Origin of the sequence: Ralstonia sp. A12 (assembly GCF_000801955.1) — a bacterium.
In the GTDB taxonomy this organism is placed as follows: domain Bacteria; phylum Pseudomonadota; class Gammaproteobacteria; order Burkholderiales; family Burkholderiaceae; genus Ralstonia.
In genome coordinates this window covers 641,872-663,890 of sequence record NZ_JSZO01000001.1, presented here as the reverse complement: position 1 = coordinate 663,890, position 22,019 = coordinate 641,872, and the positions used below count along the sequence as shown (strand labels likewise).

13 protein-coding genes and 1 tRNA gene are annotated in these 22,019 nt (G+C 59.1%); 13 read left to right on the top strand and 1 reads right to left on the bottom strand.

Annotated features, from left to right (window positions below; translation table 11 throughout):
- Positions 1-36 precede the first annotated feature (36 nt).
- Positions 37-726, bottom strand: coding sequence for a hypothetical protein (locus PI87_RS02995; RefSeq protein ID WP_039596157.1), 690 nt, complete (start codon positions 724-726; stop codon positions 37-39).
- Between the two features lie 258 nt (positions 727-984).
- On the opposite strand from PI87_RS02995, the gene cysS reads away from it, so the two are divergent.
- From cysS to PI87_RS02930, 13 genes are all read left to right on the top strand, one after another.
- Positions 985-2,376 (top strand): cysteine--tRNA ligase, encoded by a 1,392-nt coding sequence (gene cysS / locus PI87_RS02990; RefSeq protein WP_039596156.1) that lies wholly within the window; start codon positions 985-987, stop codon positions 2,374-2,376.
- Positions 2,373-3,257, top strand: coding sequence for a DNA-3-methyladenine glycosylase family protein (locus tag PI87_RS02985; RefSeq protein WP_039596155.1), 885 nt, complete (start codon positions 2,373-2,375; stop codon positions 3,255-3,257). Before cysS ends, PI87_RS02985 begins: the two co-directional genes overlap by 4 nt.
- A gap of 86 nt (positions 3,258-3,343) precedes the next feature.
- A complete protein-coding gene (locus tag PI87_RS02980; protein WP_039596154.1) occupies positions 3,344-4,312 on the top strand; it encodes an acetyl-CoA carboxylase carboxyltransferase subunit alpha in 969 nt (322 codons plus the stop codon).
- On the top strand, positions 4,281-5,693 hold the full coding sequence (gene tilS / locus PI87_RS02975) for a tRNA lysidine(34) synthetase TilS (RefSeq protein ID WP_039596153.1): 1,413 nt from the start codon (positions 4,281-4,283) through the stop codon (positions 5,691-5,693). Before PI87_RS02980 ends, tilS begins: the two co-directional genes overlap by 32 nt.
- A gap of 96 nt (positions 5,694-5,789) precedes the next feature.
- The gene (locus tag PI87_RS02970) at positions 5,790-7,040 is read left to right on the top strand and encodes an aspartate kinase (RefSeq protein WP_039596152.1); all 1,251 of its coding nucleotides are present in this window, start codon (positions 5,790-5,792) and stop codon (positions 7,038-7,040) included.
- A 138-nt stretch (positions 7,041-7,178) separates the two neighbouring features.
- Positions 7,179-7,272: transfer RNA gene (locus tag PI87_RS02965), tRNA-Ser, on the top strand.
- Between the two features lie 247 nt (positions 7,273-7,519).
- The gene (locus PI87_RS29390) at positions 7,520-8,674 is read left to right on the top strand and encodes an AlpA family phage regulatory protein (RefSeq protein WP_198139503.1); all 1,155 of its coding nucleotides are present in this window, start codon (positions 7,520-7,522) and stop codon (positions 8,672-8,674) included.
- Between the two features lie 807 nt (positions 8,675-9,481).
- The gene (locus PI87_RS27990) at positions 9,482-10,861 is read left to right on the top strand and encodes a hypothetical protein (protein WP_157003064.1); all 1,380 of its coding nucleotides are present in this window, start codon (positions 9,482-9,484) and stop codon (positions 10,859-10,861) included.
- 12 nt (positions 10,862-10,873) lie between these two features.
- Positions 10,874-12,640: a DUF3987 domain-containing protein gene (locus tag PI87_RS02950; RefSeq protein ID WP_039596151.1), complete on the top strand. Its 1,767-nt coding sequence runs from the start codon at positions 10,874-10,876 to the stop codon at positions 12,638-12,640.
- Positions 12,641-13,492: 852 nt separating this feature from the next.
- Positions 13,493-14,659 carry a hypothetical protein gene (locus tag PI87_RS02945; RefSeq protein ID WP_157003063.1) on the top strand — a complete coding sequence of 389 codons (1,167 nt, stop codon included), beginning with the start codon at positions 13,493-13,495 and terminating at the stop codon, positions 14,657-14,659.
- Between the two features lie 105 nt (positions 14,660-14,764).
- A complete protein-coding gene (locus tag PI87_RS02940; protein WP_039596149.1) occupies positions 14,765-16,963 on the top strand; it encodes a hypothetical protein in 2,199 nt (732 codons plus the stop codon).
- A gap of 464 nt (positions 16,964-17,427) precedes the next feature.
- On the top strand, positions 17,428-18,360 hold the full coding sequence (locus PI87_RS02935) for a hypothetical protein (protein ID WP_039596148.1): 933 nt from the start codon (positions 17,428-17,430) through the stop codon (positions 18,358-18,360).
- Between the two features lie 177 nt (positions 18,361-18,537).
- The gene (locus PI87_RS02930) at positions 18,538-21,627 is read left to right on the top strand and encodes a TrlF family AAA-like ATPase (RefSeq protein WP_039596147.1); all 3,090 of its coding nucleotides are present in this window, start codon (positions 18,538-18,540) and stop codon (positions 21,625-21,627) included.
- Positions 21,628-22,019 lie beyond the last annotated feature (392 nt).

Sequence of the window (22,019 nt, the reverse complement as noted above, 5' to 3'; positions counted from 1 at the left end):
TGGGGTGGGGAAAACGGGGTCGGCCGTTTCTTGTGGTTACTTGGCCGGCTTGGCGTTCACGCTGCTGGCAGCGGGCACCACGGCAGCAGGCGCGGCGGGTTTTGCGGGTGCAGCCGCCGGATGCACGCCCGGCACATTGGGCAGGGCATCAAGACGGGCGCGCGCCGTAGCGTTCTTGGGATTGAGCTTGAGCGCGCCCTGATAGGACTGCGCAGCCAGGCGGACGTAGACATCGCCGAGGTTGGCCTGCGCCTGCGCATTCTCCGGCGCCACGCGGCTCGCCATGATGAGGCTGTCGCGGGCGCGCAGCAATTCACCGCGTTCTGCGTAGAGTGCCGCCAGATTGATATACGGCTCGGGCAGTTCGGGGAAATCCTGCGTCATCTGGCCGAATGCGACGATGGCGTCGTCACCACGGCCCAGGCCGGCAAGCGCCACGCCACGCTGGAAGCGGGCCTGCGCGTTGCGCGGTTGTTCGGTGATCTCCTTGTCCAGCTCCGTCAGCGCCTGGGTGTATTGCTTCTTGGCGAGCCAGTCGTCGATACGTTTCTGGCGCGCGACCTGCGGCTGCTGCTGGGTGCTGGGCGTCAGATCGGCCGGCAGGGCAATGCCGGCGGTCTGGGCAAAGGCGGGCGCGGCTGACGTGACAAGCAGGGCGCCCACGATGGCAGCGCACAGGGTTGCAGCGTGCGGGGTTACAGCGCGATCTCGCAGCGGTCTGTTCATGAGAATCGGTTCCGTTATACTCCGCCGCATTCTAACAAACCGTCTTTGTGCGCAGCAGCGGCAATGCGCACCGGAAAAGGTTCTTGGCGGGAAGCAGCCGGGCACGTTGGTCGCCCGCCTCGTCGGCCCTGTTCAGGCAGTTCCGGTAAGATATGCCGCTGGTTTTACAGTGCGTCGCCAGCCGACGTTCTGCGCCCGCCGGCATCCAGCCCAGTACCTCAGTACGTGGCGGCGCACCGAATCTCCCGACACCGCTTCATGGAATCACTCAAGATCTACAACACGCTCGCGCGTGAGAAACAGACGTTCGTCCCCATCGAGCCCGGCCGCGTGCGCATGTACGTGTGCGGGATGACGGTGTACGACTACTGTCACGTCGGGCATGCGCGGGTGGTGGTGGTGTTCGACATGGTGCAGCGCTGGCTGCGTGCGTCGGGCTATGACGTGACCTACGTGCGCAACATCACCGATATCGATGACAAGATCATCAAGCGCTCGGTCGAGAACGGCGAGACCATGAGCGCGCTGACTACGCGCTTCATCGACGCCATGCATGAGGACTTCGCCGCGCTGGGCACGCAGCGCCCCGACCACGAGCCGCGCGCGACCGAATATGTGCCGCAGATGCTGAGCATGATCGGCAAGCTGCAGCACAACGGCTTGGCCTATCAGGCCACCGACGGTGACGTGAACTATGCGGTGCGCAAGTTCCCGGGCTACGGCAAGCTCTCGGGCAAGTCGCTCGAAGACCTGCGTGCCGGCGAGCGCGTGGCCGCCAACGACGCCAAGCAAGATCCGCTCGACTTCGTGTTGTGGAAATCTGCCAAGGCTGACGAGCCGGCCGAGTCGCGTTGGGCGTCGCAGTGGGGCGAGGGCCGCCCTGGCTGGCATATCGAATGCTCGGCCATGAGCTGCGAACTGCTGGGCGAGCACTTCGACCTGCACGGCGGCGGCGCCGATCTGCAGTTCCCGCACCACGAGAACGAGATTGCCCAGTCTGAAGGCGCGACCGGCAAGACGTTCGTCAACACCTGGATGCACAACGGCTTCGTGCGCGTGAATGACGAGAAGATGTCGAAATCGCTCGGCAATTTCTTCACCATCCGCGAGGTCCTGAAGGTGTACGACGCCGAAGTCGTGCGCTTCTTCATCCTGCGTTCGCACTATCGCAGCGACTTGAACTATAGCGACGCCCATCTGGACGACGCGCGCCACGCGCTCACACGTCTGTACACGGCGCTCAAGGACGTGCCCGCTGCTGCCAACGCCAAGCCTGACTGGAACGAGCCGCACGGCAAACGCTTCCTGGAAGCGATGAACGACGATTTCAACACACCGGTGGCGGTATCGGTGCTGTTCGAGCTGGCAAGCGAAGTGAACAAGACGCGCTCGCCCGAGCTGGCCAATCAACTGGCGGCGCTGGCAGGGGTGATGGGCTTGCTGGGGCGTGATCCGCATGCCTTCCTGCAAGGCGGCGTGACGGCCGATGGCCTGGACGCCGCTGAAGTGGACGCGCGTATCGAAGAGCGCCGTGCCGCCAAGGCTGCGCGTGACTTCGCACGTGCAGATGCCATTCGCGCCGATCTGCTGGCAGCCGGCATCGTGCTGGAAGACAAACCGGGTGGCGTGACCGAGTGGAGACGCGCATGAACGCGGTGGCCAAGAAAGCCAGCGCAGTGCGCAGTACGGTTGCCAAGAAGGCGCCGGCCGTGAAGGCACCTGCGAAGAAGGCAGACGCCAAGAAGGTTGACGGCGTTGCCAGCAAGACGGTGGCGGCCAAGAGCACAACCATCAAGGCAGGCAAGGTTGCCAAGGTCATCGAAAAGGTGCCAGCCAAGCGCGCGCCCGCATCGAAGGTGCCCTTGCCCGAAACGCTTGCCACCAATGAGCCGGTGCCGGCCGAAGTCGTGCTGTCCGGCCCGCCTGATTACTGGCAGGAAGCCTGTGCCGATCTGATGAAGCGCGACCGCATCCTGCGCAAGATCATTCCCGCGTATGGTCCGGCGCATCTGGCGTCGCGTGGCGATCCGTTCGTCACGCTGGCGCGGTCGATCGTCGGTCAGCAGATTTCGGTCAAGGCGGCGCAGTCTGTTTGGGAGCGGGTGGTGGCGGTATGCCCCAAGCTGGTGCCCGCACAGTTCCTGCGCGCCGGCCAAGAGAAGCTGGCAAGCTGTGGTTTGTCCAAGCGCAAGGCCGAGTACATCCTGGATCTCGCCGATCACTTCCGCAACGGCACCCTGCACGTTGCCAAGTGGGCTGAGATGGACGATGAGGATGTGATCGCTGAGCTCACGCAGATCCGCGGCATCGGTCGCTGGACAGCGGAGATGTTCCTGATGTTCAACCTGATGCGCCCGAATGTGCTGCCGCTGGACGACATCGGACTCATCAACGCAATCTCGCAGAATTATTTCAGTGGCGAGCCAGTCACTCGCAGCGAAGCGCGCGAAGTGGCCGCTAACTGGGAACCGTGGCGCACAGTGGCCACGTGGTATATGTGGCGCAGCCTCGACACGGCGACCACCTATTGATCTGTTAATTTCGATGAAACGCACAGCATCGTCCGGCGGTCAAAATCCGGTAGAATGCGCGCCTTCAAGAGCCTTTCAGAAGATCCATGAAAACAACCTTCCTGGAGTTCGAGCAGCCGATCGCAGAACTTGAATCGAAGATCGAAGAACTTCGATTCGTTCAAGACGATTCCGCTGTCGATATTTCTGAAGAAATCTCCCGCCTGGCCTCCAAGAGCCAGCAGCTCACCAAAGATCTGTACGCCAACCTGACACCTTGGCAGGTCGCACAGATTGCCCGGCACCCGCAGCGTCCGTACACGCTCGACTACGTCCGCGAAATCTTCACCGACTTCCACGAACTGCACGGCGACCGCACTTTCGCGGACGACCTGTCGATCGTGGGTGGTCTGGCCCGCTTCAACGGCCAGCCGTGCATGGTGATCGGTCACCAGAAGGGCCGCGATACGAAGGAGCGCGCGCTGCGCAACTTCGGCATGTCCAAGCCCGAGGGCTACCGCAAGGCCAAGCGTCTGATGGAACTGGCCGACAAGTTCGGCCTGCCGATCTTCACCTTCGTCGATACGCCGGGCGCGTTCCCGGGCATCGATGCGGAGGAACGCGGCCAGTCGGAAGCCATTGGCCACAACTTGTTTGTGATGGCCGGCCTGAAGGTGCCCCTGATCGCCACCATCATCGGTGAGGGCGGTTCGGGCGGTGCGCTGGCCATTGCGATGGGCGATTCGGTGATCATGCTGCAGTTCGCCACGTACGCCGTGATCTCGCCGGAAGGCTGCGCGTCGATCCTGTGGAAGACCGCTGAGAAGGCACCTGAAGCCGCCGAAGCGATGGGTTTGACGGCGCATCGCCTGAAGGCGTTGGGCCTGATCGACAAGATCGTCAACGAACCGCTGGGCGGTGCACATCGCGATCCTAGGGGTATGGCTTCGATGCTCAAGCGCGCGCTGGCTGAGTCGCTGCGCCAGTTCCAGGGCATGAAGACGTCGGAACTGCAGGCGCGTCGTCACGAGCGGCTGATGGCCTATGGCAAGTTCAAGGAAACCGAAGTTCGCTGATTCGTCAGCCTGCCTGGTCGACAAGGTCGCACAACGCGTTGCCGCGTGTGCGGCCTTTGTTGTTTCTGACGAGGTGCCGACGGTGGCGATTGCCTTGTCGGGCGGGCGTGATTCCGCGGCGCTGTTGCACGCGTGCTCCGCGTGGCGTGATGCCGGTGTGCACGTGCGCCTCGTCGCGCTGCATGTTCACCATGGCTTGCAAGCTGATGCGGATGCGTGGGAATCTGCCTGTGCTCGCATGGCCCAAGCTGCCGGTGTTGAGTTTCATGCGCGCCGTGTGAGCGTTGCCATCGATGCCGGGCGTGGTGTGGAAGCGGCGGCGCGCGAGGCCCGCTATGCCGCACTCGCTGACCTGTGCGCGCAGACCTGCGCGACGATTCTGCTCACTGCGCATCACCAGGACGATCAGGCTGAGACTGTTCTGCTGCAACTGATGCGCGGTGCCGGTCTCGATGGTCTATCCGCCATGCCGATGACGCGAGCGAGCGATGTGACGTTGCTGCGCCCCTGGCTTGATGTGCCGCGCAGCGACATTGAGCACTACGCCCGCGCCCATGCGCTCGAGTGGGTCGACGATCCTTCCAACGACGATGCGCGCTATGCGCGCAATGCGCTGCGGCCGCTGCTGGCGGGCATGGCGACACATTTCCCTGCGTATCGCGAGGCGCTTGCACGCAGTGCGGCCCATCTGGCAGATGCCGCTGCGCTGATCGAAGAGGTGGCGCAGGCGGATCTGGCGCAGATGGCTTCTGCAGGAGAGCTTGAGGTGGCTGCGCTGATGGCGTTGTCCACGCCGCGCCAGCGTGCGGTGCTACGGGCGTGGCTGGCCCAGGCCGGTATGCGCGCGTTGTCCACACGCCGCCTTGAGGATCTGCGTATCCAACTGATTGAGGCACGCGGCGACGGTGCGCTGTGCATTGCATTGCCGGCAGGGCAAATCAGACGTTATCGCGGTGTTGCGCGGATCGAAACCGGTGCCCGTGATACATCCGAGCCGGCTGCTGTCGTTATTGCTGCCGAGCAGTTCGACCCCGCACGGCGGATCGATCAACGTGTGAATGTGGTTGAGTGGGGTGGGGCGTTGGTGTTTTCGCCCGTTGCAGCGGACGGCGTTGCAGCGCAAGTCTTGCAAGCGTCATTGTCCTTGACGCCCCGCCGTGGCGGAGAGCGCATCGTGCTGCGCCCGGGTGGGCCATCACGTGCGCTCAAACAGGCCTATCAGGAAGCTGGTATCCCAGCCTGGGAGCGCCAGCGTTTGCCGTTGCTCTATGCCGGTGAAACCCTGGTTTTTGCGGCGGGGCTAGGCATGGATCGGGCGGCCGCAGGCGGCGGCCCCGGCTGGCGGATTGCATGGTTTGCCACCGCCGAGGGTGCGCGCTGATACACATCTTCACTGGCGAATTGCTTGCCGATCGATGCAAATTGCTGTATTTTCAAAAGCTTTTGCACCGTTCCGCCTCCTCTCGATCTTTCCAAGATGGCTCTCATCGTTCACAAGTACGGTGGCACCTCGATGGGTTCTGTTGAACGCATCAGGAATGTCGCCAAGCGCGTTGCCAAGTGGCACCGTGCCGGTCACCAGATCGTGGTCGTTCCGTCGGCCATGTCCGGCGAAACCAACCGCCTGCTGGGTATGGCCAAAGAGATTTCGGCCCAGCCTGACCCGCGTGAACTCGACATGATTGCCTCGACCGGCGAGCAGGTGAGCGTGGGCCTGCTGGCCATCGCGCTGCATGCCGAAGGTATTGACGCCCGCAGCTACACCGGCTGGCAAGTGCCGGTGAAGACCGATTCGGCCTTCACCAAGGCCCGCATCCAGTCGATCGATGACGAGCGCGTGAAGAACGACCTCGACGCTGGTCGCGTGGTCGTCATCACGGGCTTCCAGGGTATCGACGGCGAAGGTCATATCACCACGCTCGGCCGTGGTGGTTCGGATACCTCGGCCGTGGCGGTTGCCGCCGCGCTCGAAGCCGACGAATGCCTGATCTACACCGACGTCGACGGCGTCTACACGACCGACCCGCGCGTGGTGGACGACGCCCGCCGCCTGGACAAGATCACCTTCGAAGAGATGCTGGAAATGGCCAGCCTCGGCTCGAAGGTGCTGCAGATTCGCTCGGTGGAGTTTGCCGGCAAGTACCGCGTGAAGACCCGCGTGCTGTCGTCGCTGACTGATCCGCTGATGTCGCTCGACGTTGAGATGAACTCGGGCACGCTGATTACTTTTGAGGAAGATTCGAACATGGAAGCCGCCGCCATTTCCGGCATCGCCTTTGCCCGCGACGAAGCCAAGATCACCGTGATCGGTGTGCCGGACAAGCCCGGCATCGCGTATCAGATCCTGGGTCCGGTTGCCGACGCCAACATCGACGTCGACATGATCATCCAGAATCAGTCGGTCGAAGGTAAGACGGACTTCACGTTCACCGTGCCGCGCGGCGAATATCAGCGCGCCCTGGCGATCCTGAATGACAGCGTGAAGGGCCACATCGGCGCCGCCAGCGTGTCGGGCGACCCGAAGGTGTCGAAGGTGTCGGTGGTGGGTGTGGGCATGCGCTCGCACGTGGGCATCGCCAGCAAGATGTTCCGCACGCTGTCGGAAGAGGGCATCAACATCCAGATGATCTCCACCTCGGAGATCAAGATCTCGGTGCTGATCGACGAGAAGTACATGGAGCTGGCCGTGCGCGCGCTCCACAAGGCGTTCGAGCTGGATCAGGCGTAATCGACTGAGCTGGCGCCGGGTGGCGACCCGGGGCCACAGATTCTCACCGCATGTCATGCAGTTGTCGTTGACCGGGTGGGGTGAAGTGGCTAGAATACGCGCTTCGTTGCACGGGCTCCTTCGTGTGACGCAAGTTTGGGAGACGTGGCCGAGAGGTCGAAGGCACTCCCCTGCTAAGGGAGCATCCGGGCCAAAACCTGGATCGAGGGTTCGAATCCCTCCGTCTCCGCCAATTTGGTGGAGAAAACCCCGGAAGATTGCGGTCTTCCGGGGTTTTTGTTTTTCTGGCCCATCACACAGCCCATCACTCGATGTGGGCTAGGTTTCGGATGGGGTTTGGCTCATGTTTAGGTTTCTTGCAGGTGGGCCGACCGGGAGTTGGGCAGTGTGGCCAGGGTGAAGACGTGACCGGCATCGTGACGACAAGATTCCGGCTCCGTATACTTCGGCCATCCGACATTCCACCCAACGAGGCACGTGTGCAACTCCGCGTCGAACTGCCGTCCGGCCCCCTGATCGAGTTCCAAGGTTTTTGCAGGGCAATCGCTCAGACGGTCTGCCCGCTGAGGGAGCGCGGGCTTAAGGGGATGGAGTGTGTCGTGGGGAAGGTGGCGAAGCACGAGGTCGTCACGGCTCCGTCAGCGGATTCGCTGGCCTGGGCACTCCGAGCGGGATTTCAGAGTGTGCTCCTATCCGCAGACGGCCGTACGCTCGACCAGATGGTTGCCGACCAATACAACGGTGCCGAACCCGCTGAGCCGGAATTGCCGTTGGGCAAGCAAGTCGTTGAGTTCTTGTCGCCATACCCGTTAGACGACAATGATCGGCGTGTGCTGGAGGCTCTTTTGCCGCAGTTGCCGCCACTGAGCTATCCGATGTCGGATGAGGCCGCCGCCGCTTTTCTTGACGCCTACCGCGACCTGTCTGGACGCCCTGCGTGGGAGCCGGTCCTGATGGATGCTGTGTATATCGAGCGACGCCGGGACGAGCAGATGCGCGTGATGGAGCAACATCAGCGCGAACTGCGGGAGGAGTTTGCGGCTGGACGCTTTGTTGCCGTGGATCGCCGCCACCTGCGTGTAAAGGCGCTGATGGCTGGCACTTACATTCTGCGCGAGGACGCCATCGCTTACTTGAAGGAGCGTGGACTTACGGGAGGAGATGTTGATGTCGCCCTTGATGTCGCGCCTACTGAGCGCTCAATTGAGCCGGAGCCAGGCGTGGCTCCGGCAGCTATGCCGGCGAAGCTGGACGCCGTTGTACAGGCCGCGCCCAACGAAGCAGCGCTGCCAGCGCCAAATGTGCCTGAAAGCCCAAAAGAGGCCGTGCCAGCCGCTGATGCAGAAGCTTGCTCTCCGGCACCATCGGGCGTAGCGATCAAGAAGGTAGGTAAGGTCGTGCGCTTGGCTCAGGTCCGGGCGCTGACCGGCTTGAGTCGGAGCTCCATCTATAACCGGATGGACGAACGATCGCCGCATTACGATCCAACGTTTCCCCGCCAATTTCCCCTGGGTCTGACGGTAGGCAGTGCAGTCGGCTGGGATGCGGCTGAGGTCGAGACTTGGGTCGCCACCCAGGCAGAACGAGTACCTGAGCCTAGTCCGCGCAGAGGAAAGCGGTCTGATACAGCGTAGGTGTTGGCTCGACTGCGGTGAGGCCATGGCTAGAGGATCTGCTGCACGCTTTCTCCCGCGACCATCCCTGCGAACGGCAGGCAAGCGCCGGTTGGCGAACGTATGGCCCCTTGCGTCGGTCGGCAGTCAACTAGGAAGGGCTTTTCCAACAAGGGCGACCATCTTGAAGTGATGGAAGCTGCGAAATGCCCCTGTGCTGGCCCATGGAGCAGATCATGCAACTGCCCATGGATGGGCCTTTCAACGTCATCGCGTTGACAGCTACGCGTCAGGCACTTGCTTGACGAATTCACATCGAGCTTTGGCTGTTCTTCACACGCCCACCAGAAAACAGCGTCTTCGCCGTCCGATCGTTGCCGGTCGGCATGCCGGGGCTTCGCAACTCAGGTGTTGCAATTGCGCTGCGGTATTTTCACAGATCAAAATCGATGTTTTGGAAAGCGTTGGATTCGGCTGAATTAGGTTGGAAATAATCACCTCAAAGTCCAATTTTTACGGCACTTGACCGGTAGTTTCTGGCTTGCTTATTGTGAAAGAGATTGGCGCCGTTGTGGTGCTGTTGCTTGGGTCCGGGCCAGTCGGACCCTCTCGATCAGGAGGGCATGAACGGAATGCACATCGGGTAAAGAAACGGTTCCACCATATTTTCCGACGCAAGTCGAACGCTGATGACATGGTCATCACGTTCGGGGCTGTTGGGCAGCTTCGGTCCGTAGTAATTGGTATTGTGCGGCGGCGCGGCTAACCATCGCGTCAGCTTTTCTAAATCCATATATCCCGTAAATAGTTTTCCGGCCCGGTACGCCTGTGGCCGGACGCCTCATGCCGCCTATTTTTTGGCGTAAGGAGTCTTGCATGCACTCAACTCAATTTGTAGCGATCGGTACTGATGCCGTTCACGCCAGCGATGTTCATATTCGCGCATCCGAACGACCAGACCAGTTGCCTGTCGGCAAATCCATTATCCCGCTGTCGCTAACGGCAGTGTGCGCAGTGTCGGCCAGTGCGGTGTCGCTTGGTATTGCGATGTACGGAGGCTGGCAGCGTGGCGGCACGTTCATCGAGCAGGTGACGAGCGTGGCGCTCGGCGGCGTGGTGGTCCTTTGCACGCATCTGTTGCCCATGTGCTGGAGCACGTTCCGCGCAATGCCGCGAGCTACCGCGTTCGTATTGTGGTGTGTCAGCGTTGCGGTCGTACTGTATGGGCAAGTCAGCTTCTTCATGGTCTCGCAGCAGCATGCAAGCAATCAGCGGGCAGCAGCGGTTCCTGCGACCGTCATGCCGCCCGGTGCGAGTCCTCCATCAGGCCGTAGTCTTACGGAGATCGCGCAGGATGCTGCCAAGGTTAGCGCTGACCTCGCCCGTGCGGAAATGCGCCGTTGCGTGGCCGACTGCTCGGCGCTTAAGACACGCAAGACCATCCTCGCAGCGCAGCTTGCGGCATTGGATACTGAGGCGAGCGAGGCACGCCGCCGCGAAGCCGAAGAAGACCGCCGGAACGACCAAGCTGACCGCGATGAAGCACTGCGCGCGACGTTGCGTGCCGATCCGGTCGCGTCGACGGTCGCATCCTGGTTTGGCACGACCGAACGCCGACTCGAACTGTTTCTTGCGGTCGCCTGCGCGGTCGTGCTCGAAGGCGCTGCCATCATTGGCTGGCTGCTGGTGCAGATTGCCTTGGCTCGTACAGGCGGTCGCGCAGTGGTCGCATCCGATCGCGACGCTGATGCGCCGAACCGTGAGGCGGTCGTGTCGGAACGTCAAGTGGTCTTACCTGTATGCAGCCCTGCGACCGGCGACCGAATAGTCCCGGCCGATGGTCGTGCAGCGGTCGCGTCAGGCCAAGCGGTTACCGCTGTGGAAAACCCAGGTGGCCCGGACACGTCAGAAGATGAACTTCTGCTTGCCCGAATCCATGAGGCTGTCCTGATTGGGCACCTCAAGCCGACACAGGAGTCGATCCGCAAATTTCTCCGCTGCCGGCAATGGACGGCGGGCAGCCTGAACCGTCAATACCTTGCTCGCTATGGCAGCACACCCAGCCAAGGGAGCCACATTGGGAAGAATGTCGTGGAAATGTCGCTTGGTGGCGCATCTCCGCACGCCTTGTCGGACGTGACGCGTGTGCGGCAGCAGAACAAGATCCATGTGCCAAGCATCGCTATGCCCGCCATGGCGTACGCGTGAGGAGGATCAAGCATGCCAATCGTGGAGTATCCAAACGGAGAGGCCTTCTATCAATCGCCGATGGCCCAGGGCTGTTACCCGACGCACGTCTTTCCGCCCATCATCGGAGAGGCCATTTGGGAGGTTAGCCAGATTCTCACGCTGCCGGTCGAATTGTCGGCTCAAGCGGCGTTGGGCACGGTGTCGCACGTTTGCCAAGACTTCATTAGCGTCCAGTGTCCAAACTTCGATCCGGCGCCGTGTTCCCTTTTTCTAATGGGGGTCAGCAATTCCAGCGCCGGAAAGTCGCCGGTGGAACAGCGCTTTCTTCGCGCGGTGGTGGCCCGCGAGCGCCAGCAAGAGGAAGACGTTGCGGCCAAGATGCCGATCTACTTGGCAGAGCTGAAGATTTGGCAAGATGATGAGCGGCGGCTGGCCAAGGATTACCGCAGCGCAGAGCCCGCTTCAGATGAAGCCCTGAGCATTCGCGAGATGCGTCTGCAGCATGAGCAGCAGCGACCGGTGAAACCTGCGGTCCGGGAGCAACGGTACGCTGAATTGTCGCCGCAGGGGCTGCGGGATGCACTGGTTGCCAACGGCACCATCAGCATCATATCGGCCGAGGCCGGACCGGTTATCAACGGCATGACTTTCGGCCAGCCAGCGATGTTCAGCGGCTACTGGAGTGGCGAGGACCGACCGGTCGGCCTTGTCAGCGGAAATCGTCGACCTGTGGCGCCACAGTTGACCATATCGGTCATGAGCCAAACCGATAGGTTCTCGGATTACATGGAGAGCCGAGGCAGGGACGCTTTCGGAACGGGCATGTTAGCGAGAACACTGATTGTGGCTCCTCAATACAGTGATGTATCTGGGCAAGAGACGTGCGTTGAGGATGTGCCCGAGCCGAAGCTCGGACTTTTTAACGAGCGGGTCAAGCAGATTCTGGGGCAGGTTGTTCCTGCGCCTCGTGAGCGCACTGTGAAGAGGTTGTCCGAGGGCGCCAAACGCTATTGGAAGCTTTTCAAGGACGCGATTAACCGATGGCTGGTTGGCTCGTGCCATTCCGACAGCATCAAGTTCTTCTTTCGCAAGCTCGCGCAAAACGCAAGCCGAATTGCTGCGCTTTTTCACTATTTCGAGGGGAAACCTGGTGATATTTCGCCCGAAGCGATGAAGAGCGCGATTGCCCTGTGCGAGTGGTACGCAGACGAATACATTCGCGTGTTCACGCCCTATGCACCGTCCAAGCTGCAACAGGAGGCCGAGGCAATGCAAAAACTTCTGGAATGGCTTCAGGAGGCGGCGGCGAATCCGTTTCGATATTCGCAGTTGAAACCAGGGCAGTATACCGAGCGAGATCTGAACAACTTCTCGCCGATCCGAAAAAATCCCGCATTGCTGGCAAGTGCAATTGATGCGCTTCAGCGACAGGGGTACATCTCTATTGTTCCAGGAAGAAAAGGAGGGCGGATTATATTGTTTCCAGCAAACAAGTTTGCCGAGATCATGCCCGATTTTCATGCGACTCACCCTCGTATGATTGCTGCTCGCGTGAAAAAAGCGATTGCAGACATGGGGGAGAGTAATTTCGGTGCGGTTGTGTCCGCGAAGCAGGGGACATATGTCGTGCGGGCGAACGACAAAATGGTACACACTGCAGCTCAAGCAGGCGATCCGAAACATGTCGTGCACGATTCGAAGGATTTTCGTGCAGTCAAGCAGGAGATTCAGAAGCAGGCAGGGGAGGCTGGTCTAGGTCACGTAGAGTTGACGAGTACCTACTATTATCGTGACTAACTAAAAGCCGACAAATTGTTGATGAGCGCGTGCGGACTGTACGCGCTTTTTTTTGTCTCCCAAATCGGCGCTTACTACTTGAAGCTCTGCATGTCTGCTCCCGTGGGTCCGCGGGCTTGCTCACTTTATTGATGGAATGGTAGGTAAGGTCGAGGGATGTGTGACATTGTTTTCAAATTTGATCGTGCTACGTTGCTACGGTAGCAATGTAGCAACGTAGCGCAGGGGGCCTGTGGAGCCCTCAAGGCGCATTAGCCCCCTTCATGTACCGAATTGGTGCCATGAGGTCGCTAGCGATGTGGAGACATCTGTGGCCGAAAACCGCGACTCCTCATTGTTGCCGGAAGCGTTCAAGTTTGTCCCTCGCGGGCGAGGCTTTGGTGAGCGAATAATGGTTTTATTCCGGATAACTCCGGAATTTTGTTTGCTAATGAAGTTCCTATGTTTTTCGGGAGTCATGTTTGTCGAATCTCATTGTCTACGAGGCTTTCGTAGTGATCTCTCCATACTGAAACGGTATTCCTGCTATATAGAGTTGTTTTTACATTTTCTCGGAGTATTTCTACCCCTTCTCGGAGTATGTATCAGGATATTTCTGCACCTTTTCAGCATCTCCTGAAGATATCCTTCTGCTTTCAGGGGAGTGGTCGTGTCCTCCGCTTCTTCTCTCCTTCTACTCACCCAGAAAGGAGGGGTTGCCCAAACATCCTCTCCAAGAGCTGACGAGAGAGTGCTTGTGTCGCTCAAGTGACAGGCAGGTGTGTCAAGACTCCGCAGCCTCGGTATACGTTAACGGCATAGAAAAGAATTCGCTTCCCTCATGACTTGATTCAATCCACTGGAGAAGTTGTCATGAGAGTCAATGTCGAGAACCCTTGCGCTGAAAGCGTTGTAGTACCTGAATGCAATACGTACTCCCACTCTGGCTTGAGCCTTAGCTACTGGGCATTGGGTGAATACCACAGGCGCTCTTTTGATCTAATGCTCTTCATGAGGGCGGCACTGGAAGGAGAACAGATTCCTTTTGAGATTCGAGGTGAGGGAGGGCGCAAGCAGGTGGTCCGTACTCGCCGTGCTGGAGATGCTCGTAACCTATCCAGCTACTTTAGCAAGTGTCAGGGTCTGATGGATCTGTATTCGCCAGAGGAGGCGTATCGTCCTGACTTTCAGTTGTTCTTCGACTGCTACCGTAACCACATGTTTGGGCGTCTCGGGTTGGGTGGGTCTTTTACTCAACGACTCCCCAATGGAATGCTGGCTGCCGAGATGTTCAATGACTTCGTTGGCTATCTACGTGAACAGGCTATCGAGCGTAAGGTAGCAAAGGCATTGTGGAGGCTGAAAAAGGAGGGAGTGAATTACCAGCGAGAATCCATCGACAGGTGGTTCTCTGGTGCTGCGGCGCTGGATCGCGGAATGCTCCCGTTTCGAGCAGAACTACTGTTCCCAGAGTGTGCGGCTGTGGAGTCGGAAATGCTGCCGCACCTGTGTTGGCGTTTTATCGACGGGCAATGGGTACAGCTACCGTCTATAGATCGACTCGGAGATGGCAATGCCGAGTATCACTGCCGAATCGATGTACATGCTGCCATGGATGCGCGTGACCTGTTCTTCGGCGATAAACGCGGAGTCGACTCTGATCTGTTTGACGTATTGGGTCCGCATCTGGGTAAGGTGGAAGTCGGTGGCCGCCATGGCGCACTACATCTGCATGTCGTTTACCTAATCGACGTTAGCAAGTTGCCGACTCTGCAATGGCTACAGAGCCGGTTCAGTGCTCGCTGGGCACGGGTGACGGGTGGACGCGGCTACGTCTTCTATTCCCATGAGCGTGAGGACCGCAGCGAGTTGGAGGCGCAGGGCAAATGGGTGCTGGAGGTGCAGCATCCCAGGGAGGTCGAGCGCTGGGAGAAGTTGAAGCAGTACGTAATGGGCTACTTCGCCTCGGACGATCAGTTGCTCTTCGCGAAGCCGACTGAGCGCTCTCGAGCGCTGACGAGTGGGCGCACGTGGCGCTGAGCAAAAAAATACATGACTGCCTCATCTATTGACTCATGAAACCGAGTCAGTGGAACGCGATGAAGAAACGTCGCGCATGCAACCGTTTTGGAGAGGCAGTCAATCATGATCAATGAGCGTGGTTATGGAAGGGTGATCGAATACATCGAGTGGTCGAGGAATACCGAGGGCAAGATGGAGCGGGATGATCAGGTGACAACCTTGCTGCCAAGCTTCAATCTGCTGGGACCTACGCTGATTAAGCTGGAGGACATGGCGCGCAGCATTGGAAGCGGCTGGGGCGACATCGGCTTTGAAATCGCTCCTCGGAAACGGGGACGTGAGATTGCCGTGCCCTCTGCGTTCGGCAAGGAATACTTTCCCGTATTGAAGCGGTTTCAGCGATCTCACGCATTTGCCGGGCGCTACATATTCAGCGACCGCGTTGAGGCAGTGCGCGAGGCACTGATGGAGTTGGGCCTGTTTCCCGACGTTTTCACCTTTGCCAAGCCCAATTCGCGTGACGCTCGCACCAGCAAGCGGCATGCCGAGATCTTCAACGAGGTGATCGCCAAGACGACTGAGATCATGCGCTCCCCGCAGTTCGAGGAGCGCATGCAGGCCCGTTGTGCGGATGCTAAGTGTAACGAGGCAATGGGCTTGGCGATTGAGCGGCAGGCGTTCGAGGCCGAGTCTCAGCGCGCGGTGTTGCTGTTGACCATGGGGTACCAGGAGCAGCACCGACGTCAGATCAAGCCGGATGAGATTGAGAAGCACCGCCAAGCACTCTTGGACCTCTGCGGCACGGACGTACTACTGAGCCGCATCATCGTTGACTATATCTGGACACAGGGCGAGGGCGCTGAGAGCGGCTTGCATCTGCAAATGATGCTCTTTCTTACCGCCGATTCGCTCCGCGAGCACCATTTACCCACGTTACTCGGCGCGCATTGGAGGACGGCGACTGGCGGAAAGGGGCAGTGCTGGCATGACAACGCCCACGCGGCGTTGCACCAGAAGTATGACTATCCCATCTGCACCGGCATCATTGATCGGTACGACGAGGAGAGGCGTGAGGCGCTGCGCATGTACATCCACTACATGACCAACGCGGATCAGCTTCTATGCATGCCGCGATTTGAACGTTGCGCTGTGTTTGGGACGAGCCTGATCCGGGAAGTGGTAGAGGAATCTGTGTGTCAGCCGGCCCACCCATCCCCAGGGCTTGACACGGGCGCTACGGCCTCGGCCGCACGCCAGGCTGGCGAGGGTGTCGCGACGATCGCAGACGAGGTGGCCGATGATTTTCCCAAGATTCACGAATTCATCGAATGCATGCGCAACGCCGACGGCATCGAGTTCAACGGCCAGCCGGCGGTGGCCAGGCTTCCAAGCTTCAACGTGCTCATGCCCCTGCTTGTCCCGATGGAAGAGATGGCGCGTGACATCGCGTCCAGCGAAGCTCGTGTGAGCTTCAAGGATACGCGCTACTTCTATGCCTTGAAACGGTTTCAAAAACACTGCGCCTTCTCTGATCGATATGTCTTCAGTCCCCACGTCGAGACCATCCGCCAGGCGCTTTACGCGTTGGGGCTGTATCCCGATCGCTTCGCCTTTGGCGAGCCTGATGCCTATGATCGCCGGCTTGGGAAACCGCATCGGGTAGTGTTTGACGAGGTGGTAGACAAGGCGCAGGAAATCCTCCGCTCGGCGCCATTCGCGAATCAACTACGCGCGCACCAACACGACATGCAGCACGATGAAGCCATGGGCCTTGCGGTCGAGCGACAGGTATTCGCGGCGCAGTCCACGCGTACCGTGCTGATGCTGAGCTTCGGCTATTGCTATCCGGATCGAGCCCAAATCACGCCAACGGAGATACAAGCCCACAGCCGCGCGTTCCTTGAGCTCTGCCGCACCGATCCAGTGCTAAGCCGCGTCGTTGTTGATGACATCTGGATGCTCGATGGCGGGGAGGAGTCTGGTTTGCGTCTGCACGTACTGTTCTTCTGCACAGAGGACACATGTCATGACTTCGCCGTCTCGGACTTGCTCGGCGAAGTATGGCTGAGCCTGACAGGTGACGTGGGCCAATGGTGGAATGGCTATCCCAACAAGGGCTTCCACGCAAAGCACCGGCATGGTGTCTTCATGGGGGCGGTCGATTGGAGGGATCAGCAAAAGCGCCAGGCACTGCGCAGGAACATCCGCTACATGGCCCAGGCGAGTCGGTACTTGCGCATGAGCTGCTGGGCAGACGGCCCATTGTTCGGCACGCGCCACGAGCATGAGGCGCTGCCATTGGAGCGTCCGCACATCGCATAGCCGCGGGAGGAGGCCGGCGCTGTTAGGCAAGCGTCGGCCGATGTGCGGAGTTTTGATTCAATCGCGGCTGAAAGCCCCGTAGAGTCGCGGGGTCGATTGACGTTTGGCATCCTCCGACGCCTTTCCTGCAGCGGTACTGGTGATTTGTGCGAAGTACCTGCCTTTCTCAGAGAGATGCCCTGGGGATGCGGGTTGATCTCGTTCGCATCTTTCGGCAACAGGTTGCCGTCGTCTAGGCCAGCATTGGCTCGCGCCGTTTGCGAATAGCGCTCAAGATACAGGTGGCGCTACGCCATTGCGATATCAAAGGTGTAGGACCAGCGCGCCATCACGCTCGCCAGGCTGTTCCGATTATGTTGCCGAAAGGGGATCACTGCGGTTATATGCAATGAACGAAGAGCGAAAGCGGGTGTGCGGTCAAACTCCATTCGGTACGGCTCTGCATCGGAGCAAGTAGGAGCGTCATGAGCAACACAGCGATCGGGATTGACCAGAACACTTCTCTCTTTTATGAGGGTTCCCCAAGTCTCTATGGGCACGCGATTTGGCCTTCGCCATTCATGTCCATCGCGGCCTATGTCGGTCAATCGTCCGACTGGAAGCGCGGCCAGCATGTTGTTCGCCTTGAGGATGCGCCCATGCTGTTCCGCGAAGACTCATTTGACCCCGTCGCACGTGTACGTCGCGGCCGCTTGTACACCCGGCGCACTGATGCGAATCCAGCGGATTGGCGCGTCCAACGGCATCCTGCGTACGCTGCGCAGGCTCAGAGTAACCGATCGGGCCCGAGTACTTACGTAACTGCTGATCCACAAGGCTTTATCCTAACGCGGCTTGTAACGTTTCTGTCGTGGACGGCACCAGTTCAGCTATTCGACACACGAAGGGATGCTGTGCTGGTGTTGGGCTCGGGTGACCGTGCTACGGCTTACCCTGTCCTTGATGTCGAGCGGCTGGCAACCGGGGAGGAACTGATTACCATCAGGACGAGAGGCAATCTGAGTGGTTTGCCCGAGCTCATTGCGGCGTTGCTGCCGCAGCAGTACGCCAACCACATCCTCGAACATTACGAGAAAGCTGCTAGTTCAGCGTTTCGTGACGATGCTGAGAGCGTGATTGATCGATGCCGGGAAGCTGCCTCTGCTGCATTGAACGCAGAGCGATTGAATGCTGGAGAAACTGACAAGGTAGCGGATCTGTCGGAGCTCGGAAAATCATTTGAGCCCCGTGGCAGATATGTCCTTGCTAAGGCGGCGCAAATCCTTGCTCTTTTGCACTCGCGGGGCAAAGCCGCCGAGCAGATGAAGAGGGGGACCGTACCGCCCACCGAGGCAGATGCGGAAGCAGCCATCGCGCTACTTGGCCTTATCTACAGAGAGCTTGGCTGGGCTCGCTAGCCTGTCTGACCTGATTTCGCGGATTGATTTCTCTCAACTGCAGCGCCGGTTATTATGGCAACAGTTCGATGCAGTCCGGAAAATGGTGGGAATACGGCAGGGGCCGCGGCGTAGGTAACTAGTAGTGTGCCGCCTGCCGCGAACCAGAGCGTAGACCATAATCGGTGGGGTAATCGCATGGCGGGGATATACCAGCGCGGCTCAGAGTGGCGGCAGTGGGACTTACACATCCACACGCCGGCTTCGTTTCATTGGACTGGCAAGCGGTTCGACGCCGATCCAGCGTCCGATGTCAATCGAGCTCTCGTCGACGAAATGATCCAGGCGCTGAATGCTGCCGAGCCGGCCGTATTCACGCTCATGGACTATTGGACATTTGATGGCTGGTTTGCGCTTAAACGCCGCCTGAAGGAAGTTGGTGCGCCGGCGCTGCAAAAAACTGTCTTCCCCGGAATTGAGCTTCGGTTGGCCGCGCCCACCAAGTGCCGGCTCAACGCACATGTCTTGTTCTCGAACGAGATCGAGGACCAAGCGCTCGACGATTTCAAATCGGCCCTTGAGGTCGAGCTGGTCAAGCGGCCTCTCTCCAATGCAGCCCTGGTCGCCCTTGCACGACACGTAGGTGCCGACAAGCTTAAACATCATGGTTTCGACAAAACCCTGGTCGACACGGACGATGCTCTTGCTTTGCAAGCCGGTTCGACGATAGCCGAAATCAATTGCGAGTCGTACAAGGAGGCAATCAAGCGTGTGCCTCATGGCCAAGCCATCGGATTCATGCCCTACGATACGAGCGACGGGCTTGGCGAAGTCAAGTGGCAGGATCACTACGCCTATTTTCTTGACCTGTTCCAAAGCTCACCAATCTTCGAGTCCCGGAACAGCGACCTCAGAGGCGCCTTCGTGGGAGAGGAGACGCCAGGTAACGCCAAATTTTTCAAGAACTTTCAGGTTGGACTCAATCACGTCCCTCGGCTGGTCGTGTCTGGGAGCGACGCGCATTGTTTCGTAGGCGTCAAAGGCAACAACGACAAACGAGGCTACGGCGATTTCCCGTCTGGGAAGGCCACGTGGATCAAAGCCGATCCGACTTTCCAAGGACTTCTGCAAGCCATTATGGAGCCGGCGAAACGTTCCTACATTGGCGAGCGTCCGCCCAAGCAGGTCGAGATTGAGAACAACAGGACCTATTTCATCGGCGCTGTCGAGATTGAGAAGGTCTCCGGCGCTACAGTTGTCGGAGATTGGCTCGACGGGGTGAAGCTGCCGCTTAACCAAGACCTCGTCGCGATCATTGGCAACAAGGGTAGTGGCAAGAGCGCGCTCGCGGACGTGTTGGCGCTGCTCGGGAATTCGCGTCAAAAGGCGCACTTTACCTTTCTCAAGAAGGACCGCTTTAGGGGTAAATCGGGGGACCCCGCGAGGCAGTTCCTGGGCAAGCTGGCCTGGCTTGAAGGAAGCATCGAGCAGCGAAATTTGAACGAGGATCCGCCACAAGACAAGGTCGAAATGGTCCGGTATATCCCGCAGGGCCACTTCGAAGAGCTTTGTAACGCTCACGTCTCTGGCCGTTCCGATGCGTTTGAGAAAGAGTTGCGAGATGTCATCTTCTCGCATACTGACGAAACGATCCGGCTTGGCGCGCTCGATTTCGACCAACTGGTTGAGCAGCAGGAACAAAGCTTCCGGTCCCAACTGAACGAGCTTCGCAAAGACCTTCGAGACGTCAATCAACGAATCACCGCAAGTGAGGAGCAGCTTCAACCGGAGGGGCGGCGGGCGCTTGAGGAATTGCTTGCACTCAAAGCTCGCCAGATCGAGGAACACAACAAGATCAAACCTGCTCCCGTTTCCCCACCAGGGGAGGCCCTGTCGCCGGAACAGAAAACGGCAGCAGCGGATCTTGAGGGAGTATCCGAGAAACTAAGAGCCCTTGACGAGTCGGCCAATCAGGCGGCCGCGACCCGAGCGCTGCTTGCAGGCAAGTCGAAGGCCGTTCAAAACACGAGAGAACGTCTTCGACTCCTTGAGCGGGCGCACAAGCAGTTTGTCGACGAGACGGTCAAGGATTTGGCGACCCTAGGTCTGAAAGTGGAGGATCTTGTCACTCTCGCGATAACGCCTCAGCCGTTAGATGACGTCGTTGCATACGCGTCAGGCGAGCAGGCAAAGCTCGACCAGGCTGCTATCGTTGCGGCCACCAGTAGGGACGCGTTGCTCAAGGAGCGGGCCAACCTCCAGGCGAAGCTCAATGCGCCGCAGCTTCTCTACCAGCAGAACTTGAAGGCGGTCGAGGATTGGAATACTAAATTAGCCGAGTTGGTTGGGGCTGCCGACGCTCCCGATACGCTCGAGGGCCTGAAGGCGAGGCTGGCACAACTTGATGCTCTTCCAGGGATTTGGGAGGGGTACCGTGCTAAACGGACGCAGCTTGCCGGTGAAATTTTTGACGTGCTCGGAGCGCAGAGGAAAGCGCGCGAAGACCTGTTCAAGCCGGTGCAGGACCTGATCCAGGGCAACAGCCTTATTCGCGATGACTACAAGCTCCAGTTCCGGGCAACCCTCGGTGGTTCGCTCGAACCGCTCTCGGATAGCCTCTTCACCCTGATTAAGCAAAATGCAGGCGAGTTTCGTGGGGGAGATGACGAGAGCTACGGTGTTGTTCGCAGGCTGGCAGAACAACACGATTTCAACAAACGCGATGAAGCTGTCGGTTTTGTGAGTAGCCTTTGCGACAAGATCGTTGCGGCCGCTGCGGGAAATGGTGGGAAAGCGTCCATCGGCATCCGAACCATGCTGCGCAAAGACAAGTCTCCGACGGATGTGTACGACTTGCTGTTTGGGTTGTCGTTTCTCGAGCCACGATATTCACTGCTATTTCAGGATACGCCCATTGAGCAGTTGTCACCCGGTCAGCGAGGTGCGTTGTTACTGATCTTCTACCTGCTCGTTGACAAAGGACGGAATCCGATTATTCTCGACCAGCCGGAGGAGAACCTTGATAACGAAACTGTTGTGGGCCTGCTTGTGCCTGTGCTGACCGAGGCGAAGAAGCGTAGGCAGATCATCATGGTGACGCACAACCCCAATCTTGCTGTCGTGTGTGATGCCGAACAGGTCATCTGGTGTAGCTTCGACAGAAAGGGTGGGTCGAAGATTTCGTATGTTGCTGGCTCCATCGAAAACTCATTAATCAATGGTCGTGTCGTGGATGTGCTTGAGGGGACGAAGCCCGCATTCAATAATCGACGGGTCAAGTACCACTGAGGCGCATCGCACGGTATGCGAGAGATGGCCTGTGCGATCCGAAATGTGCGCGAACTAGCGCGGCTAGTGCTGACAAGTAGTCATAACCTAGCTAGGTTGCATCAGCTTCGACCATGTCGGATAGTGGCCATGCAGCGATCTGCGGAGGATGTGAATCCGTTTTCCAATTGCTTACGAAAGGCCTGCGCCTCGCGACTGTGGATCTTGCCGAGCTGCAGTCGCTGATCAACTCTTCGGCGCGCGAGTTGATCCAAACCGATTCCTAGGCTCACTCCAATCTGGGGAGTGGGGCGCAGAACGTACAATATCGAACTTCAATGCGGTTGTTCGATGGGGTGGTTGTGCAAAGGCAGTATCGGTGGTTGTTCGCCACGCTGTGCGTGGCAGTCTTG